Here is an 18,832-nt window from a genome sequence, read left to right on the forward strand (position 1 = left end):
TCGGAAACTACATAATTTGTGCAACCTTAAATATACTGTATTTATTAGCTATAAATACTACATATTATTAAAGCAACTACTGGTGGTATACGATCGCATTCATACACTCACCATAGAGTTTGCTGAATTGCGGTATGAATCCGGATGCACAGACGCTATATATCGCGTCTCTAGAATGGTTTTGGCATTACGCAAAATAATTTTCATACATGAAATCAGCAACGCCCACCATAAATGAGCGATCGCACTTTGCTAGCATGGATAATTATGCATACAAGCGATCGCTCAAATAAGATTTTAATAATATACTTAGCAAGAATTTGGCTACTCGTTAACATCCATCAATCGTGATGTTTGCAATCTATCCATCCACTTTTCTAGATAGACTCGGTTAAGTTCCTGTTCTTGTGGATCCTGAGTATCCGCAGGGTAAGGCATAAGTCCTAAAATAGCTGCTGTAGTTACACAAAACATTGACTTTTGAAAAGTCATACATATTTGTACTCGTAAATCATCTTCTCCCCGAAGACTACGACGATAAACTTCATGTAAATACTCTGGGAGAAAGTGACGCATATCTTGCATTAACAATGTGGGAGGAATACCAGCACCGCCAATGGGTAGAGGGTCAGCATACAAAGCACCGTACTGAAATCTACCTTGATCTGGTGGAATTTGATATGCTTGGGCATTGTAAGAAACTGTGCCAGGAAAAGGTGTTCCCCGAAAGAAGACCGCTTCTACATAAGGAATTGCTGTATCTGCAAGGAATGTTAAGCCAACGCTAGCGGGAAGGATTTCGTAAACTTTGTCTTTAATTTTGACAGAGTAGGTAATCGGCTTACTTGCTGCTTCTACTAAACCAGTTTTGATATGGTTTACAACTTGGGGAATTGATTTAATTTTGCCTTGATCATAGAGGTCTGATAAGCTGAGGAAAATATCAGCCATCACCCGCCAAAATTGACCTAAGCCACTGTAATAAGAAGTAACACGTAACTGTTCAATTAAAAAATCAGGAAAGAGTTGATGGATTCCCATCATTATGGGATTATTTTGAAATTTAGCTGCAATCACAGCTTTAGCTCTTTGTTGAAAATCTTTTGTGTCTAAATATTGATCTAGTCCACCGCCACCATGCCAAAACATTGCTTTCATGCAATACTCGGCATACTCAAAATTAATGCGATCGTGCCACCAGTGACGCAGTAATTTCTGGAAAGAAATTTCGCCGTTAAAATATTTGAAAAAAGGGAAAAACACTAAAAATTGATTTTCAGCAATATAGATAAGATTTTTTGAGTAAGCATCTAAAACAACGCCGTAGCTTTTGAGGATACCAACTACTTCTAATACATTTTCTGGGGTGTCGCGAAGTAGCGCTTCGCCTGTTTGCAAGCGTTGAATAAACTCCGTTAATGGATGGCGAGTACGATTATTTGTAGTAGTTACCATTGCAGTTCTCCTGACGAAAGGGATCGGGGACTGGGGATTGGGGACAGGGAGGACAAGGGAGAGTGGGGAGTGTGGGGAGAATAAATAGTGACTTTTGACCAATGACGATTGACTTTTGACAAATGACCAATGACCAATGGATCACTAATCCCCGATCCTTTGCACTGATACATGAGCAACAACACTTTGAGTATTGGCTATTGCTGTTGTTGTTGCTTCACTCCAACGGGTTAACCAAGCAGGTTGGATACCTAAAATGACAATCAATACGGCTAGAACGATGGCTGGAGTGCGATCGCTCCAATATACTCTTGGTATGTTGATGACTTGTGCTGATAAGCGCCCAAAAAAGGCGCGGTTGGTGAGAAGTAAAAAGTAAACCGCAGTTAATCCTGTACCGATCATGCATAACAAAGTTTGCACTGGATAAACTGCTAAACTGGCCCGAAAAACGACAAATTCTGCAATAAATCCGACCATTCCTGGAATACCAGCGCTGGCCATGACTCCAATCACGATCAAGCTGCCAATTACAGGCATACCTCGTTCTGGGTTAAATAGTCCCCGCAGCACATCTAAATCACGGCTACCTGCTTTTTTATACACTACTCCCACTAATAAAAACAGTAGTGCAGAGATTAAACCGTGGCTAATCATTTGCATGACAGTTCCCAATATGCTTAATGGGGTAGCAGCAGCAGCAGCTAACAAGATGTAACCCATGTGTCCAATAGAACTGTATGCCACCATTTTTTTCATGTCTTTTTGGGCGATCGCACAGGATGCACCGTAAAGCACGCTGATTACTGCCCAAGTTGCCAAAATGGGAGCTACATATCTCCAAGCATCTGGTAACAAGTACATGCCAAAACGCAGTAAGCCGTAGGTTCCCAACTTCAACAATACCCCAGCTAACAGAACAGAAATTGGTGTGGAAGCTTCTACGTGAGCATCTGGCAACCAAGTATGGAAAGGAACCAAGGGAATTTTAATGCCAAAACCAACTAAAATACCTGCTAACAGCAAAATTTGGGTTGCTAAAGGTAAACCCTTGCTGTTGAGACTTTCCAGGGCAAAGCTAGGGGAACCACTCAGCCATACTAACCCAAGGAAACTTGCCAAAATTAAAATGCCAGAAAAAGCAGTGTAAATCAAAAATTTAGTCGCCGCATAACCGCGCCTTTGACCGCCCCAAATGGCAATTAGTAGATAAAGAGGAATAAGTTCTAGCTCGTAAAACAGGAAAAATAGTAGTAAATCTTGTGCTAGAAATGCTCCACTGACGCCTGCACTTAACAGCAAAAGTAAAAAGTAATAAAATCGCGGGCGTTGTATATCTTCGTCTGTACTATAAATGGCAATGCCAGTCAAAAGTCCATTCAAAAGTAGTAAAGGCAAAGATAAGCCATCTATGCCCAAGTGATAGTTTAAACCTAAAGCATCTATCCAAGGTAGGAATTCAGCAAATTGTTGACTAACGATGGTTGGGTTAAACTGAACTGCGAGGAAAACTATCCAGGCAAAAGCCAAACTAGCAAAGACTAGAGCGATACGACGAGATAGTTTTCCATTCATGCCAACTGGCAGGAAACCAATTAAAGCCGCACCTAATAACGGCAGTAAAATTAAAGCACTGAGCATAGGCAATTGGGGATAGGAGACAAGGAGGACAAGGGAGATGGGGAAGTGTGGGGAGTGTGGGGAGTGTGGGGTGACAAGGAGGACAAGGAGGACAAGGAAGAAATTACCTATTTCCTGTTAAGAGTTCCCTCTTACCAACAATCAACCACTATCTACCAACAAACAACTAATGACAATTGACAATTAATAATTGACTAAAAAGGCAATTTTTCTAATAGACCTAATGACCAGCTAATGAAGAAACCTAGTATACTGATGCCGACAAGGATAGTGAGTAGATACCCTTGTGATTGCCCAGATACGCTATATCTCAAGCTTTGTCCGCCGAAAATTGCTGCAAATCCTATCAAGTTAACTAGACCATCTACTATATAGCGATCGCTCCAAGCAGAAATTTTAGAAAGTAGGGCAACTGCACCAACTACTGTAAATTTATAGATCCGATCAATATAAAAGTCGTATCCCAGCAAATCTTGTACAAGTCTCCAAGCCAATATTCTGGAACGTGACCAAGCTTTATGTAGATACATTGTAGAGCCAATACCTACTCCTAAGAGAGTAGACAACACCAGCATTGCTACTACATACCAATTGACGCTTTCCCAGGTAGGTAGGAGATACCACTGCTGTAACATCATGGGTAATAATAGGGTAAGGATTGTGAGAGTGACCATCGGGAATGCTATTGGCCAAGGGGCTTCTGGGGCGCGGCGGGTCTTTTGTTGTGGTTCTCCCCAGAATACTAACCGGAATACTCTTGTTAAATTTAATGCTGTGAAGCCATTCACAATTACTAGTACCCACAGTACCCAAGGGGTGACTATTGCCAAGCCGTCAGCCCAAGACAACATCGCCCAGAAGCTTCCTAAGGGTAACAGACTTACCATCCCAGCAGAACCAACCACAAAAGCGGTGGTAGTTGCCGGCATTCGTGACCATAAGCCGCCCATTTCTGTTAAATTTTGACTGCTAGTGGTGTAAATTACTGAACCACTACTCATGAATAATAGTGCTTTGGCGGTCGCATGGGTAAACAGTAAAATCAGAGCCACGCCTCCTTGCTGTAAGCCGACTGCCAAAAACACCAAACCCATGTATGCACTGGTGGAGTGAGATAGCGCCCGTTTGATATCAGTTTGAGCGATCGAAACTAAAGAAGCACCTATTGCTGTTACTGTACCAATAATGATCAGAGTGTTGAGAGCAAGGGGCGATAGTGCTAAGATGGGCTGCAATTTGTACAGTACATAGGCGCCACCAGCTACCACCATCGAGTTCCGCATCACTGAAGCTGGATTAGGCCCTTCCATCGCTTCATCTAACCACAGGTGGAGTGGAAACTGAGCGCATTTACCCGCAGGCCCAGCAATCAATGCCAATCCTAACAAACTTGAAGTTAATGGGCTAAGCTGTGCTGTTTGCGCCCATTCATATACATCAGAAAAATTCAAACTCCCTGCTTTCGTGGACAGTGTCACTACCCCCATCAGCAACAACAAGTCTCCTACACGCTTAGTTAAAAACGCATATCGTGCTGCTGTCACTACCAGTGGTTGAGCGTACCAAAATCCTACAAGCAAGTAAGTTGACAGAGTCAGCATTTCTAGCAACGCATAGCTGAGAAATAGGGAATCACTTATTGCTAAGCCGCTTAGGGCTGCTTCAAAAAAGCCCATCAAGGCAAAAAACCGAGCTAATCCCCAGTCTTTTTCCATGTAGCCCAAAGCGTAAATTTGTGCTAGTAAACTTAGCCCCGCAATTAAAACTGTTGCCCCAACACTGACTGGTGAAATTTCCAAAGCAAAGGATATATTTAAATCCGCAGCACTAAACCAGGTAATTACAAAATATTCTGGTTCTCCATTCCAAATATCCTTGAAGACTAGCAGGCTATGGATAAAAGCCAAAAAAGTTGTCGATAAATTAAAATATGCTGCTGGTCTTGGACCAGTGCGGCGAATTATTCCCATTGCCCAAGGCAAGGCCAATATTGCTCCTAATAAGCTATAAAATGGTATCCACCAAGTTGTTGAGAACAAAAACTCATTCATTTAATTTGTCCTTGATGTCTCAGCTTGTAATTCTTCGCCTTACTAAATGAAATGGATAAATTAGACCTTATGATTAAAATCATTTAAATTTTATTAAACAGCATTATTCGGCTTTTGCTGTCTGATCAACAAGAAAAAAAGAGTTACCTTTCCTATAAATATTTTTTCATTTAAATCTATGCTAACCTCCATCTATTCACTAGAGATTTCTAATATGAAAATAAGCGTTTATCTAATCTATAATCAAAACTTATATTTTCCTTTTGAAAGTATCTAGTGCAAATAGCAAAAACCGAGGAAGGACACCAATACTACTTTGTAGCTTGCTTGTCATTCCCCTAGAGAGTGGATTCACGTCTATATGAACTTGCTTCAGTAAATATAATAAAAAAATTATAAAACAGAAGTAGCTACTCTAGTAATCCGTGAAGATTGGTTGAGTAGAATACCCATATAAAAATTTATTAAGTTTTTTTAAACTATTTTATTATAAACTATTATACTAATTTATATTGCCAGGGGAGCCAAGCTTTCTTATGCTTAATTTGAGAACAGTTAATTAGCTCAAGATGAGCATCCCCGTCAGAAATTTTCTACAAAAGAGTACTACTTGGATTAATTGTGTAGGAGTCCTGCGATGCCTATTGCGGTTGGAATGATAGAAACAAAGGGTTTTCCGGCAGTTGTTGAAGCTGCTGATGCGATGGTAAAAGCCGCTCGCGTTACATTAGTAGGTTATGAAAAAATTGGTAGCGCTAGGGTAACAGTGATTGTGCGGGGAGATGTTTCGGAAGTGCAAGCTTCAGTGGCAGCTGGAGTTGAAGCAGCTAGAAGAGTCAACGGCGGTGAAGTGGTATCTACCCACATCATTGCTCGCCCACATGAGAATCTAGAGTATGTTCTACCGATTCGTTACACCGAAGCTGTAGAACAGTTCCGTACTTAACAATTTAAGTGTGATTTAGCGAAAAGTTTGAGCCTCGCGATCGCTTTCGGAGCTTACGCTGACGCCCTAAGTCGGCGCTCAAATCTTTTCCAGACTGATTTTAGATTTTCTTTGCAGGCAAACGCTTCAAGGGGTAATAGATGAGAGAAATTTGGCTTTAGATATAACAAACCCTAATCCAAAATCTAAAATCTAAAATCTAAAATTTTTGTGGCTTTGCTTGTTTTTGTTTGTTGGAAGCTTCTTAAGGATTGAAAAAAATATGTCAATTGCAGTAGGAATGGTAGAAACGCTGGGCTTCCCGGCAGTAGTGGAAGCAGCAGATGCAATGGTAAAAGCTGCCCGTGTAACCTTAGTGGGTTATGAAAAAATCGGTAGTGGTCGTGTAACTGTGATTGTGCGGGGAGATGTTTCGGAAGTACAAGCCTCAGTAGCAGCAGGAGTTGAATCAGTCAAGCGAGTCAATGGCGGACAAGTCTTGTCTACTCACATCATTGCTCGTCCTCATGAGAACTTGGAGTACGTTCTGCCAATTCGTTACACCGAAGATGTAGAACAGTTCCGTGAGAATGTGAATGCAATTCGTCCCTTCGGCAGAAGACCATAAATCATAATGCAAATTGCCAAAGTGCGTGGCACAGTAGTTAGCACCCAAAAAGATCCAAATCTTAGAGGTGTTAAACTACTGCTGTTGCAGTTAGTAGATGAAGAAGGACGCATTCTGCCAAAATACGAAGTAGCCGCCGATAGTGTTGGTGCTGGGGTAGATGAGTGGGTACTTGTCAGTCGTGGTAGTGCGGCTCGTCAAATTCTTGGCAATGAACAGCGTCCAGTAGATGCCGCTGTCATAGCGATCATTGATACAGTTTATGTTGAAGATCGCATGGTTTACAGCAAAAAAGAGCAATATCGATAAATCATTGGTTATTGGTCATTGGTTATTGGTTATTGGTTAGTGGTTAGTCGTTAGTAGTTAGTGGTTAGTAGCTAATAACTAACAATAGACAAATGACAAAGGACAAATGACAAATGACAAAGAAGTCAATTGAGGAGGAATCTCGCAATGGCAGCCCGCATTACCGCGGAGGCGGCTCCCCCAACCCCGTGGTCAAGAAATTTAGCTGAGCCAACAATAGATCCATCGGCGTTTTTGCATTCGTTCTCCAACATTATTGGGGATGTCAGGATAGGAGCAAATGTAATCATTGCGCCCGGTACGTCGGTAAGGGCAGATGAAGGTACGCCTTTTTACATCGGCGAAAACACTAATCTTCAAGATGGTGTTGTGATACACGGTTTGGAGAAAGGGCGTGTAATTGGTGATGACCGACAAGAATACTCTGTATGGGTTGGCAAGAATAACTGTATTACCCACATGGCTTTAATTCACGGGCCATGCTACGTAGGAGATGACTGTTTTATTGGTTTTCGCTCTACGGTGTTTAATGCCAGGGTGGGAGCAGGTTGCATCGTCATGATGCACGCTTTAATCCAAGATGTAGAAATTCCCCCAGGTAAATATGTACCTTCTGGGGCAATAATTACTAACCAGCAACAAGCTGACCGCTTGCCAGATGTGCAAGCTGATGATAAAGAATTTGCCCATCACGTGGTTGGGATTAACCAGGCACTACGAGCAGGTTATTTGTGTGCTGCGGATAGTAAATGTATTAGAACTATTCGTGATGAATTAACTAATTCTTATACAAGCATAGAAGTTGATGTATTTGAAAGGAGCGACGAGGTGTCTAGCAATAGCTTGGGTGCGGAAACAGTAGAGCAAGTACGCTATTTGTTACAGCAAGGATATCAAATTGGTACAGAACACGTAGACCAAAGACGATTCCGCACAGGTTCTTGGACTAGTTGCAAACCAATTACAGCGAGAAGCTTAGGTGAAGCGATCGCAGCTTTAGAAACTTGTCTAAGAGACCATAGTGGCGAGTATGTGCGTCTATTTGGTATTGACCCCAAGGGCAAACGGCGTGTGTTGGAAAATATTATCCAACGTCCCGATGGTGTTGTTCAAGCACCAAGTTCCTTTAAAGCTCCTGCTAGTTACAGCAACAATGGCAGCTACAACGGCAACGGCAGCAGCCACAGCAATGGTAGCAGCAGACTCAGCAGCGAAACAATCGACCAAATCCGTCAATTATTAGCGGGTGGTTACAAAATTGGTACAGAACACGTTGATGAACGTCGATTCCGTACTGGTTCTTGGCAAAGCTGCAAGCCCATTGAATCAAGTTCTGCTGGGGATGTAGTTGCAGCCCTTGAAGATTGTATGGATAATCATCAAGGCGAATACGTACGCTTGATTGGGATCGATCCTAAAGCGAAACGCCGCGTTTTAGAAAGCATTATCCAGCGCCCTAATGGCCCAGTTAGTACATCTAGTAGCAGTAAATCGACTTTTACAACGAACTCTTATGCTGCTAGTGGCACAACAGCAACAGCAACTAGTAGCCAATTAAGTTCCGAAGCAGTAGAACAACTACAGCAACTGTTAGCTGGAGGCTTTAAAATTAGCGCTGAACACGTAGACGGGAGACGTTTCCGTACAGGTTCCTGGGCTAGCTGTGGACAAATTCAGGCTAATAGCATTAAGGAAGCGATCGCAGCATTAGAAGGCTACATGAACGAATATCAAGGCGAATACGTGCGCTTGATTGGTATTGACCCCAAAGCCAAGCGTCGGGTATTGGAGTTGATTGTTCAGCGACCGTAAGAAAGGGTATGAGGAGTAAGAGGGGTATGAAGGGTATGAGGAAAAAATGCTTCTCCATACTTTTCTCACTCCCCTCACTCCTTACACTCCCCCACTCATATTTATCTTGGCTTCCGAGGTTAAAAATTCCATGTCTGTGCCGCCACTGCGCCTGGGTAACAACTTTGACTCCTACATCAGTGGCGAGGTAATAATTCATCCGAGTGCTGTGATTGCACCAGGGGTGATACTGCAAGCGGCTCCAAGCAGTAAGATTATTATTGGATCAGGGGTTTGTATTGGTATGGGGTCAATCCTCAAAGTTCATGAAGGAACCCTAGAAGTAGAAACTGGGGCAAACCTGGGAGCCGGTTTCCTCATGATTGGCAGTGGTAAAATTGGTGCAAATGCTTGCATCGGTTCAGCAACAACAGTGTTTAATTGTTCTGTGGCTCCTGGACAAGTAGTCGCACCAGGTTCAGTTCTGGGAGACAACAGTCGCCATTTGAGTGATTCTGTCGCAGTAACTGAAAAAACCCAACAGCCACAACCATCTACTACTAATCCTGCTTCTAGGGAAGAGGATATAGACATACAAGAAGACTTGTGGAACTCTCAATCAAATTCCTCCCTATCTTCCGCTACTCAGGACTCACAACTGGACACTCAGGGTAAACAAGAGCCTACCACTGAATCTCCAAATAACATCGGTACTCACATTTACGGACAGGGAAGCATACAGCAATTGTTGATCACTTTATTTCCGCATCGGCAATCCTTGAATAAGCCCTCTTCTGACGATCAGTCTGAGTAAGTGTTACATGGAAGTATGAAGTGTGAAGTATGAAGTATGAAGTGTGAAGTACAAAGTAATAATTTTTTATCCTTCAGCCTTCATCCTTCATCCTTTGTTTTGAATATCCTGGAGAATTCACATGGACGCATACAATGCCCAGACATCTCGTCGAGACATCCTCAGGGATAGTGCTTTGGGGTTAGTGTCAACTCGCAGTTTTCCGGCCATAGTAGGTACGGCAGACATGATGCTGAAATCCGCTGGGGTTCACCTAGTTGGATATGAAAAAATAGGCAGTGGTCATTGTACTGCTATTGTCAGAGGAGCGATCGCTGATGTCCGTCTAGCGGTAGAAGCTGGTGAGCAAACTGCTAAACAGTTTGATCAGTTTGTTTCTAGCTTAGTAATTCCTAGACCATTTCCCAACCTAGAAGTAGTGTTACCGATCAATAGTCGTCTTAGCGCAATCACTGAAGATGGTAGTTATAGTCGTTTAAGTAATCAAGCAGTTGGCTTAGTAGAAACGCGGGGTTTTCCTGCAATGGTAGGAGCTGCTGATGCCATGCTCAAAGCTGCTGATGTCCAGCTAGCAGCATATGAAAAAATTGGTTCAGGTTTGTGTACAGCCATTATTCGTGGCTCTGTAGCAAATGTTGCGGTAGCAGTAGAAGCTGGCATGTATGAGGCAGAACGCATTGGAGAATTAAATGCTGTAATGGTAATCCCTCGACCGCTTGATGAATTAGAACAAACTCTACCAGTAGCAAGTTGCTGGCTAGAAGAGCGTCAACCTGTGAGATTGCCACTCAATATTAAAGAGCCAGTTGCTGAAGCAGAATTACTCCAGTTGCCAGATTTGTCTGCATTACCTGTAAAAATACAGGAGGAATCATAACAAATGTGATAATAAAAAAACGTTGTACACACCTAGCAGGATGAGGTTAGTACAACGTTGTTTACTATCCCCAAAAAGCACCTTCAAGGTGTGCAACGTTGGCTGGAAGGCATCTTACGCTTTGCTTGTTGTTCTGATAATAACTTTTTAATTCTATAAGTTAAATACCTATCTAATAATAACAGGCATAGAGTAATATCTATATTTACAACTCATTACTTGAAGTTGCCATTAGTAGAGGAGAATCACCCTTGAACCAAGCGACGTTGCACCAATTGAAGGTGTTTGAGGCGGCGGCGCGACACGGTAGCTTTACACGTGCCGCAGAAGAACTTTTTCTTACCCAACCTACTGTTTCTATGCAAATCAAGCAATTGACGAAATCAGTGGGTTTGCCGTTATTTGAACAAGTAGGTAAGCGCCTGTATTTGACAGAGGCTGGACGAGAATTATACGCCACTTGTCGGCAAATTTTCGAGACAATAGCCCAGTTTGAAATGAAAGTGGCAGATTTAAAAGGGCTAAAACAAGGACAATTACGCTTAGCAGTAATTACCACAGCTAAATATTTTATACCACGTTTGTTAGGGCCTTTTTGTCAGCTTTATCCAGGGATTGATATATCACTGAAAGTGACAAATCATGAAGGTATTCTGGAACGCATGACTAATAATATGGACGACTTATATATTATGAGTCAGATTCCAGAGCATTTGGATATAAGTTATCAACAGTTTTTGGAAAATCCCTTAGTAGTTTTAGCACCAATCAATCATCCTCTGGCAAAAGAAAAAAATATCCCTATTCAACGTCTTGCTGATGAACCCTTTATTATGCGGGAACCAGGTTCAGGAACACGCCGCGCTGTGCAGAAATTGTTTGACCAGCATGGGGTGAGTGTAAAGGTTAAACTAGAATTGGGAAGCAACGAAGCAATTAAACATGCTATCGCTGGTGGTTTAGGAATTTCTGTTTTGTCTCGTCATACCCTGTTACCAGACACCGGAGATTTAACCATTCTAGATGTAGAACACTTTCCCATTAAACGAGATTGGTACATGGTTTATCCATCTGGAAAACAACTGTCTATTGTTGCTCGTACCTATTTTGAGTATTTACTGGATGCAGCCAAACAAATAGTTGAGCGAACTGCTGTTTCTATTAGTGAGAAGCATGAGGAAAGTGCATAAACTAAAGTACAAAATTTGCAACTTTGGATTTTCGCAGGGAAGTTTAAAAATGGAATTCCGTAGCAATTTTATCTGACTTGACAAAGAGGGGAGATATATAAGGGAAATGTTATTTTTCTTATTTATAATCTCCCTCTGTATAGCAATCTCGGTTTTTTGGGATTAAACATATGCAAGCAAGTTAAAAATAGATATGGATATATTTAGTAAAGCTTTGCTCAAAATCGTGGTCTTTTTAAACGCAAAGGGGCGCTGAGGAAAGCGCAGAGGGGCGCAGAGTTTTGGTACAGGTATTTCGCGATGAATTGCAATTTGGTACTAAGCAGTATCTAAATTAAGCTTTATTTTATGAAAATATCTCACTGATCGAGAAAAGATAATTGATCATAGAGATATATGGTTCTTTTTTTACTCTAAATATAGAAAATTATTATTTTAGATTTCAATGTATATAGTTGCTTGTTAAAATAGAAAAAGCATGTTTTCCAAAAAATTAAAATACGTATTTAATAGCTAAATAAATAATAATTAATTGTTTAGTTTGTTTATAAATAAATTAATTTGTTTAAGATTTTTAAAAATAAATTACAAAAAGTAATTGGTATATATAACTGACAGGCATGTGTACTGGAATAAGCTAAGCATATTGGTTTTTTTAAAATAAATATCATTTCTAGTGCAATCTGCAAAATTATAATTTTTTAAAAGAATGAACTATGAATAAACTACGCATTCTCCATCTTGAAGATGATCCTATCGATGCCGAACTTATTCGGCTAATGCTAGCTAAAAATGGTTTGGAATGTGAAATACTATTAGCGAAGATGGGTTCTGATTATCTCGCTGCTTTAGATGAGGATAATTTTGATTTAATTCTGTCTGATAGCAGCATTCCTGGATTTTCTGCACAGGCTGCTTTAGAGACAGCCCAGCAAAAGTGCCCAGATGTCCCCTTCATCTTTGTTTCCGCTGGTATCAACGAGCAAGAAGCTACTAATTATTTACGTCAAGGAGCAGTAGACTATATTAGTAAAAATCAGTTATGGCGACTTGTACCGATTATTCGGCGTGCAGTTAGTGGTATAACACAACAGCGATCGCAAAGCAGCTTAGCTCTGAAAATTTCGGCGATGAAACAACTGATCAAGGTAGTTCAGGAACTTTCACTAGCGCGTAGCTTGAAAGAAATTACGGCGATTGTACGTGTAGCAGCACGAGAACTTACCAATGCTGATGGGGCTACCTTTGTGTTGCGTGAGAAAGATATGTGTTATTACGCCGAAGAAAATGCTATTCAACCGTTGTGGCAAGGTAAACGTTTCCCGATCAATGTGTGTATCGGTGGCTGGTGTATGCAGCACAAGCAACAGGTAATTATAGAAGATGTGTATGGTGATGAGCGCATTCCTTTTGAAGCTTATCAGCCCACTTTTATCAAGAGTTTAGTGATGGTACCAATCCGCAAAGAAGAACCTATTGGCGCGATTGGTAACTACTGGGCGACACCACATCGGGCGACTTCAGAAGAAGTGGAATTGATTCAGGCTTTGGCAGACACTACATCAGTAGCAATAGAAAACGTCCGGGTTTACAACGAACTAGAACAAAGAGTACGCGATCGCACGGCGGAGTTAGAAGCTGTAAATCAAGAACTCGAAGCTTTTGCCTATACCCTCTCTCACGATTTGCGATCGCCACTAGGTGCGATCAATGGCTACAGCACACTTTTACTAGATGAATACGGTAGTAAACTTGACGAGCAAGCAAAATATTACATTAACCGCATGTGCCTTGCTGCTGAACGTATGAACGATCAGATTGAGCATATGCTCTGTTTACACCAACTCTCACGAGTGGAAATTCAGCCGCAAATAGTCAATCTTAGCAACATGGCTCAGGAGATTTTAGCAAACCTTAAGGCTAGTAATCCTGACCGTCAAGTAGAAACTATTATTCAAGCAGAACTCATAGCGCATGGCGACCCTGTTCTTTTGCGGGTTGTGTTAGATAATTTATTATCTAATGCTTGGAAGTATACATCCCAGTGTCAGGAAGCTCGAATTGAGTTTGGTGCTGTGTCAGAATCTGACGGTTTGCCAACGTTTTATCTGCGGGATAATGGTGCTGGTTTTAACATGAAATATGCTGAGAAATTATTTCGACCTTTCCAAAGAATGCACACTCAGGAAGAGTTTCCAGGTACAGGTGTTGGACTTGCTTCTGTGCAGCAGATTATCAAAAAACACGGCGGACGCATCTGGGCAGAAGCAGCAGTTAATCAGGGAGCGACGTTTTATTTTACCCTTCCTAAGGGGATAGAAGTGGAGGTGTGAGGGGTGTGTAGACGCGCTTTGCGCGGCTTAAGGTAAGGGTGAGGTAAGAGAGGTAATAAAAACCACTAACCACTAACTACTAACCAATCACAACCAACAACAAATAACCAATAACCAACCACTAACTACCAAAAACTAAATCTTGACGGCTAGACCTGTAAACCTGCAAAATTAACCAGCACGTCTATATAAAAACATAGGGGGAAACTGGTAGTGGTGAACCCAGAAATACCATCTGTGCGAAAAATTGTAGCAAGTCAAATTGTGGCAGTGACGGTTTACTCTGACAAAGCTTTGGTAACAAGAAGGAGTATTGTTTCTTTAACAGGACAAGAAAAAGAATTAGTCATCACTCCACTGCCAGATATTGTCGAAACAGAGTCGGTGAGGGTTAGTGGAAAAGGAAAGGTAACAGTGCGCTTGTTGGAAGTGAAGTGCGATCGCATCTTTTCTAGCGAACCCGTAGCAGCAAAAGTTGCTCACTTGACTCAACAAATCCAACAACTAGAAGCAGAATGGCAACATCTGCAAGCACAAGTTGATGCTTTGGCATTGCAGTCGAGTTTTATTCAAGGTTTACGCCAAAAAACAGAAGAACAATTTTCGATCAGTCTGGCTCGAAAAAATCTCAATCTGAGCGAGACTTTGGATTTTGTTAACTTTCTGGGAAGTCAGTATACAGAGTATGCGATCGCCACAGCAGAATGCAAAAGCCGTCAGCAACAGTTAGACAAGCAATTACAAGTACTCCGCCAGCAGTTACAAACAATCCAAACACCCCATCCTAAAGAAAGTTTAAGTTTGAGTGTAGGCATAGAACCTGCGGGTGCAGGAGAATTTGAACTAGAAGTATCTTACCTAATTAGTCGTGCCAGTTGGACTCCTTTGTATGATCTACGGGTAAATAGTACCAGCAATGTTGTCAGTCTTGGCTATTTGGCAGAAGTAACTCAAAGCACAGGCGAAGATTGGTTAGGTGTCGCTCTGACTCTTTCTACAGCTAAACCAGGACTAGGTACACTGCCACCTAAACTTGAGCCTTGGTATATTGATGTACCTATTCCTAGACAGTATGGTTACGTCATGACAGCAGCACCTATGCGTGCGAGGAATCAGTTAGGTGCCGCAGAAGCAGATACTGCAATGCCAAGTCCAGTACCAGGAAGTGGGGAAGTACAAGCAGACATAGTAGCCGAAACTGTGGTAGCAGAAGTATCTAGAGAAGGGAGTATAGTTACTTTTAAACTGAGTAGCAACGGGAATATACCTAGTGATAGTACACCCCACAAAACTACAATCTTTAATGATGATTTTCCCTGTAGTTTTAATTACATAGCAATGCCGCGCTTGGTGAGTTTTGCCTATCTGCAAGCAAAGGTAAAAAATAGTTCTGAAGGTGCAACTTTGTTACCTGGTAAAGCAAATATTTACCGTGAAGATATTTTTGTAGGAACTACTCAAATCGCAAATATTGCGCCCGGACAAGAGTTTAATGTTAACTTAGGTATCGACGAAGGTTTGAAAATTGAGCGTGAGTTAGTTGAGCGGCAAGTTGATAAAAAGTTAATTGGTAGTAACCGCAGAATTACTTATGCATATCGGTTAATAATTACCAATTTACTCAACCAACCAGCAAATCTAAAATTGACTGAACAACTACCAGTCAGCCGGAATGAACAAATAAAAGTCCGTTTAACTCGCACTCATCCCCAAATTCAATTAGGCGAAATGGGGATGTTGGAATGGGATATGATGATTTCTGCTCAGGGAAAACAGGAGATTTATTATCAGTTTATAGTTGAGCATCCACCGCAGGTAACGGTGATGGGGTTGGATGTTTAACAGTTATCAGTTATCAGTAAAATCCTTGGGTTTAAGTCCCCCAGCATACGCCGATGATTTCTGCGGCTAGTACTGTTCACTGAGGTTAAGAAAGAAAATAAGTGCGTTATGCAATTGTAATTGAAAGAGCAGATGGTAATTATTCTGCCTATGTTCCAGATTTGCCTGGGTATGTAGCGACAGGTTTAACTCTTGAAGAAGTAAAGATATCAACGATCGCAACTGCCGTAACTGCTACCCTAAACTTATAGCACCTATACACTTGCAGCCATGTCTGTTGCCAAAGAGGTAGAAACCCCAGAATTAGAAACACCAGAAGATGTTATTATATTTCCTCCTGGTGATTTAGACAGTGATGAACCGCCTTTGGAATCTGATTTACATCTGCGGCAAATAATTCTGCTGCTTCAATGCTTAGAATTATGGTGGCGAAATCGCACCGATTTTTACTGTGCTGGAAATCTCACCGTCTACTATAGTCCCCGTCAACGCAAATCTGAAGACTTTCGGGGACCTGATTTTTTCATGGTGCTGGGAACTGAACGCAAACCGCGTAAAAGTTGGGTCGTTTGGCAAGAAGACGGTAAATATCCAAATTTAATTATTGAACTACTCTCAAGTTCGACAGCAGCAACCGATAAAGGTTTAAAAAAACAGATATATCAAGATATCTTTCGCACACCTGAATATTTTTGGTTTGATCCGAATAATTTAGAATTTGCTGGATTTATCTTAGTTGGTGGAACTTATCAACCCATAGAACCTAATCCTCAAGGCTGGTTGTGGAGTCAACAACTAAATTTATTCTTGGGAGTTTATCAAGATAAATTACGCTTTTTTACAGCAGCAGGGGAATTGGTTCCCACATCAGAAGAAGTTGCTGAACAGGAAATGCGACGTGCTGAACAGGAAAAACAAAGAAGCGATCGCCTGGCGGCAAAACTGCGAGAATTAGGTGTAGATCCAGATGCAATTTAAAAAATGTTTAATAAACTTTACCCCTGTGGAATAGCAAAATCAAAGACTGAAAATGCTGAAGGGGTAAGAAGACGTTACTACTACAAAACTAATTTAAGAGCATTAATCTTCTGGTAATATCCATTTTGGTGGTTCCATGAGTTTTTTGAGTCTTGCAGCTTCAGCAATCTCATGCATTTTGTCTAAAGAAGTCTCTTCAATAAATTTAGAAGTCTCCTCTACATAAGCTTTCTCATCTTTGACATCTTGTTTGTCGCTGGCTTGGGGATTATTTATTTTACCCTCTTCCACGCTGACCTCCTTGATTACAGTAATGATTGCTGCTAAGCAAAAATACTTTAGTTCTTCTCATAAATCTTAACCTTGTCACTGCTCCTAGAAACATTGACGTAACATTTCTAAAATCATGACTGAAGAAAGGCAGCTATGCTGAGGGCAGAAGTTTAATTAATATTTATACCAAGTAATTTAGTCTGGTCATTCTGACCATTTCCCTAATTTTTGACTTTCCACAAGGGGAGAAATAAACTACACAAAGTCTCTACAATCGACAATAGATTCAATCATAATTCCTGCAAAAGGCGTTGATGTCGGAAATTTTTGCCACAACTGGAACCATTGCTGCGATCGCAACTGCTATTGTTCCCCAACAAGGTAGCGTTGGCATTGTGCGCGTATCTGGTTCAGAAGCAATACCCATTGCCAAAACTCTTTTTCATGCACCTGGACGTCAAGTTTGGGAAAGCCATCGCATCCTCTATGGTTATATTCATCATCCCCAAACACGACAACTAGTGGATGAAGCACTACTGCTGATTATGCAAGCGCCCCGCTCTTATACCCGTGAAGATGTTGTAGAGTTTCATTGTCACGGAGGAATTATGGCAATACAGCAGGTGTTGCAACTATGCTTGGAAAACGGTGCTAGACTAGCGCAGCCAGGAGAATTTACTTTGCGGGCGTTTTTAAATGGACGGTTAGACTTAACCCAAGCCGAAAGTATCGCTGATTTAGTCGGAGCGCGATCGCCCCAAGCTGCACAATCTGCTTTAGCAGGCTTACAAGGCAAATTAGCTCAGCCTATTCGACTATTACGGGGTCAATGTTTGGATATTTTAGCGGAAATTGAAGCGCGGATTGATTTTGAGGAAGACTTAGCTCCGTTGGACTATAAAAGTATCATATCAGAAGTTGAAAGAATTTCAGCAGAAATAGCTAAGTTACTGGCAACCGCAGAACAAGGCGAACTGTTACGCACAGGTCTAAAAGTAGCGATTGTTGGGCGTCCGAATGTCGGAAAATCAAGTTTGTTGAATGCTTGGAGTAGAAGCGATCGCGCCATAGTCACCGATTTACCTGGTACAACTCGTGATGTTGTGGAATCACAATTAGTCGTTGGTGGAATTCCTGTACAGGTCTTAGATACTGCGGGTATTCGAGTCACAGAAGACCAAGTAGAAAAAATTGGTGTTGAGCGTTCCCGCAGTGCCGCACAAGCTGCCGATTTAGTCCTGCTCACCATTGATGCTGCCGCAGGATGGACAACAGAAGACCAAGAAATTTACGCACAGGTAAAACATCGTCCCTTGATTTTGGTGATCAACAAAATTGACCTAGCAGCAGCAGAAACAGTGGAGTATCCAAAAGAAATTAGCCAAGTTGTGAAAACAGCAGTGGCACAAAATCAAGGAATTGCAGCTCTAGAAGCAGCGATTTTAAAGCAAGTGCAAGCAGGGAAAATTCAAGCTGCTGATATGGATTTAGCAATTAACCAAAGACAAGCTGCTGCACTTGTGAAAGCAAAAACATCTTTAGAACAAGTGCAGACAACAATTGCTCAACAATTACCTCTTGATTTTTGGACAATTGATTTACGTGGAGCAATTCACGCTCTTGGGGAAATTACAGGAGAAGAGGTAACAGAATCTGTCTTAGATAGGATTTTTAGTCGGTTTTGTATTGGTAAATAATAAATTTGTCATTGGTCATTTGTCCATT

Annotated in this window: 17 protein-coding genes; 12 read left to right on the top strand and 5 right to left on the bottom strand. The window is 41.5% G+C overall.

The annotated features are described in order from the left end of the window. Positions 1-215 precede the first annotated feature (215 nt). The 4 genes from RS893_RS11895 to RS893_RS11910 form a co-directional block, all read right to left on the bottom strand. The gene (locus tag RS893_RS11895) at positions 216-338 is read right to left on the bottom strand and encodes a hypothetical protein (protein WP_315791340.1); all 123 of its coding nucleotides are present in this window, start codon (positions 336-338) and stop codon (positions 216-218) included. After that, positions 325-1,455, bottom strand: a complete 1,131-nt coding sequence (locus tag RS893_RS11900; protein ID WP_315791341.1) for a CO2 hydration protein — start codon at positions 1,453-1,455, stop codon at positions 325-327. The genes RS893_RS11895 and RS893_RS11900 overlap by 14 nt, the downstream gene beginning before the upstream one ends. 144 nt (positions 1,456-1,599) lie before the next feature. Further along, on the bottom strand, positions 1,600-3,096 hold the full coding sequence (locus RS893_RS11905; RefSeq protein ID WP_315791342.1) for an NADH-quinone oxidoreductase subunit M: 1,497 nt from the start codon (positions 3,094-3,096) through the stop codon (positions 1,600-1,602). 194 nt (positions 3,097-3,290) lie between these two features. Continuing rightward, a complete protein-coding gene (locus RS893_RS11910) occupies positions 3,291-5,147 on the bottom strand; it encodes an NAD(P)H-quinone oxidoreductase subunit F (RefSeq protein WP_315791343.1) in 1,857 nt (618 codons plus the stop codon). Positions 5,148-5,784: 637 nt separating this feature from the next. On the opposite strand from RS893_RS11910, the gene RS893_RS11915 reads away from it, so the two are divergent. The 11 genes from RS893_RS11915 (at position 5,785) to RS893_RS11965 (ending at position 16,834) form a co-directional block, all read left to right on the top strand. After that, the gene (locus RS893_RS11915) at positions 5,785-6,093 is read left to right on the top strand and encodes a carbon dioxide-concentrating mechanism protein CcmK (protein ID WP_009457333.1); all 309 of its coding nucleotides are present in this window, start codon (positions 5,785-5,787) and stop codon (positions 6,091-6,093) included. A gap of 262 nt (positions 6,094-6,355) precedes the next feature. Next, complete coding sequence (locus RS893_RS11920) at positions 6,356-6,700, top strand: carbon dioxide-concentrating mechanism protein CcmK (RefSeq protein WP_010995041.1); 345 nt, start codon at positions 6,356-6,358, stop codon at positions 6,698-6,700. Between the two features lie 6 nt (positions 6,701-6,706). Further along, entirely contained in the window at positions 6,707-7,009 is a 303-nt protein-coding gene (locus RS893_RS11925; RefSeq protein ID WP_102150219.1) for a EutN/CcmL family microcompartment protein, read from the top strand. A gap of 147 nt (positions 7,010-7,156) precedes the next feature. Continuing rightward, positions 7,157-8,821, top strand: coding sequence for a ribulose bisphosphate carboxylase small subunit (locus tag RS893_RS11930; RefSeq protein WP_315791344.1), 1,665 nt, complete (start codon positions 7,157-7,159; stop codon positions 8,819-8,821). 130 nt (positions 8,822-8,951) lie between these two features. Continuing rightward, the gene (locus RS893_RS11935) at positions 8,952-9,614 is read left to right on the top strand and encodes a transferase (RefSeq protein ID WP_315791949.1); all 663 of its coding nucleotides are present in this window, start codon (positions 8,952-8,954) and stop codon (positions 9,612-9,614) included. A gap of 121 nt (positions 9,615-9,735) precedes the next feature. Then, positions 9,736-10,491, top strand: coding sequence for a carbon dioxide-concentrating mechanism protein CcmK (locus RS893_RS11940; RefSeq protein ID WP_315791345.1), 756 nt, complete (start codon positions 9,736-9,738; stop codon positions 10,489-10,491). 251 nt (positions 10,492-10,742) lie between these two features. Beyond that, positions 10,743-11,681: a LysR family transcriptional regulator gene (locus RS893_RS11945; RefSeq protein WP_315791346.1), complete on the top strand. Its 939-nt coding sequence runs from the start codon at positions 10,743-10,745 to the stop codon at positions 11,679-11,681. A gap of 716 nt (positions 11,682-12,397) precedes the next feature. Beyond that, positions 12,398-14,014, top strand: coding sequence for an ATP-binding protein (locus RS893_RS11950; protein ID WP_315791347.1), 1,617 nt, complete (start codon positions 12,398-12,400; stop codon positions 14,012-14,014). A 213-nt stretch (positions 14,015-14,227) separates the two neighbouring features. Next, positions 14,228-15,856, top strand: a complete 1,629-nt coding sequence (locus tag RS893_RS11955; protein ID WP_315791348.1) for a mucoidy inhibitor MuiA family protein — start codon at positions 14,228-14,230, stop codon at positions 15,854-15,856. Between the two features lie 101 nt (positions 15,857-15,957). Further along, complete coding sequence (locus RS893_RS11960; protein WP_315791349.1) at positions 15,958-16,107, top strand: type II toxin-antitoxin system HicB family antitoxin; 150 nt, start codon at positions 15,958-15,960, stop codon at positions 16,105-16,107. A 19-nt stretch (positions 16,108-16,126) separates the two neighbouring features. Next, entirely contained in the window at positions 16,127-16,834 is a 708-nt protein-coding gene (locus RS893_RS11965) for a Uma2 family endonuclease (protein ID WP_315791350.1), read from the top strand. A gap of 102 nt (positions 16,835-16,936) precedes the next feature. On the opposite strand, the gene RS893_RS11970 is transcribed toward RS893_RS11965, so the two are convergent. After that, positions 16,937-17,125, bottom strand: a complete 189-nt coding sequence (locus RS893_RS11970) for a hypothetical protein (RefSeq protein WP_315791351.1) — start codon at positions 17,123-17,125, stop codon at positions 16,937-16,939. 296 nt (positions 17,126-17,421) lie between these two features. Here RS893_RS11970 and mnmE point away from each other — a divergent pair, with 296 nt between their 5' ends. Further along, positions 17,422-18,804 carry a tRNA uridine-5-carboxymethylaminomethyl(34) synthesis GTPase MnmE gene (mnmE, locus tag RS893_RS11975; protein WP_315791352.1) on the top strand — a complete coding sequence of 461 codons (1,383 nt, stop codon included), beginning with the start codon at positions 17,422-17,424 and terminating at the stop codon, positions 18,802-18,804. The last annotated feature ends 28 nt before the right edge of the window (positions 18,805-18,832 follow it).

Origin of the sequence: Fischerella sp. JS2 (assembly GCF_032393985.1) — a bacterium.
GTDB lineage: Bacteria > Cyanobacteriota > Cyanobacteriia > Cyanobacteriales > Nostocaceae > Fischerella.

Excerpts from the sequence above, each read along its gene's own strand:
- RS893_RS11895 (WP_315791340.1), bottom strand. The coding sequence starts at position 338 with ATGTTAACGAGTAGCCAAATTCTTGCTAAGTATATTATTAAAATCTTA.
- RS893_RS11900 (WP_315791341.1), bottom strand. The coding sequence starts at position 1,455 with ATGGTAACTACTACAAATAATCGTACTCGCCATCCATTAACGGAGTTT.
- RS893_RS11905 (WP_315791342.1), bottom strand. The coding sequence starts at position 3,096 with ATGCTCAGTGCTTTAATTTTACTGCCGTTATTAGGTGCGGCTTTAATT.
- RS893_RS11910 (WP_315791343.1), bottom strand. The coding sequence starts at position 5,147 with ATGAATGAGTTTTTGTTCTCAACAACTTGGTGGATACCATTTTATAGC.
- RS893_RS11915 (WP_009457333.1), top strand. The coding sequence starts at position 5,785 with ATGCCTATTGCGGTTGGAATGATAGAAACAAAGGGTTTTCCGGCAGTT.
- RS893_RS11920 (WP_010995041.1), top strand. The coding sequence starts at position 6,356 with ATGTCAATTGCAGTAGGAATGGTAGAAACGCTGGGCTTCCCGGCAGTA.
- RS893_RS11925 (WP_102150219.1), top strand. The coding sequence starts at position 6,707 with ATGCAAATTGCCAAAGTGCGTGGCACAGTAGTTAGCACCCAAAAAGAT.
- RS893_RS11930 (WP_315791344.1), top strand. The coding sequence starts at position 7,157 with ATGGCAGCCCGCATTACCGCGGAGGCGGCTCCCCCAACCCCGTGGTCA.
- RS893_RS11935 (WP_315791949.1), top strand. The coding sequence starts at position 8,952 with ATGTCTGTGCCGCCACTGCGCCTGGGTAACAACTTTGACTCCTACATC.
- RS893_RS11940 (WP_315791345.1), top strand. The coding sequence starts at position 9,736 with ATGGACGCATACAATGCCCAGACATCTCGTCGAGACATCCTCAGGGAT.
- RS893_RS11950 (WP_315791347.1), top strand. The coding sequence starts at position 12,398 with ATGAATAAACTACGCATTCTCCATCTTGAAGATGATCCTATCGATGCC.
- RS893_RS11965 (WP_315791350.1), top strand. The coding sequence starts at position 16,127 with ATGTCTGTTGCCAAAGAGGTAGAAACCCCAGAATTAGAAACACCAGAA.
- mnmE (WP_315791352.1), top strand. The coding sequence starts at position 17,422 with ATGTCGGAAATTTTTGCCACAACTGGAACCATTGCTGCGATCGCAACT.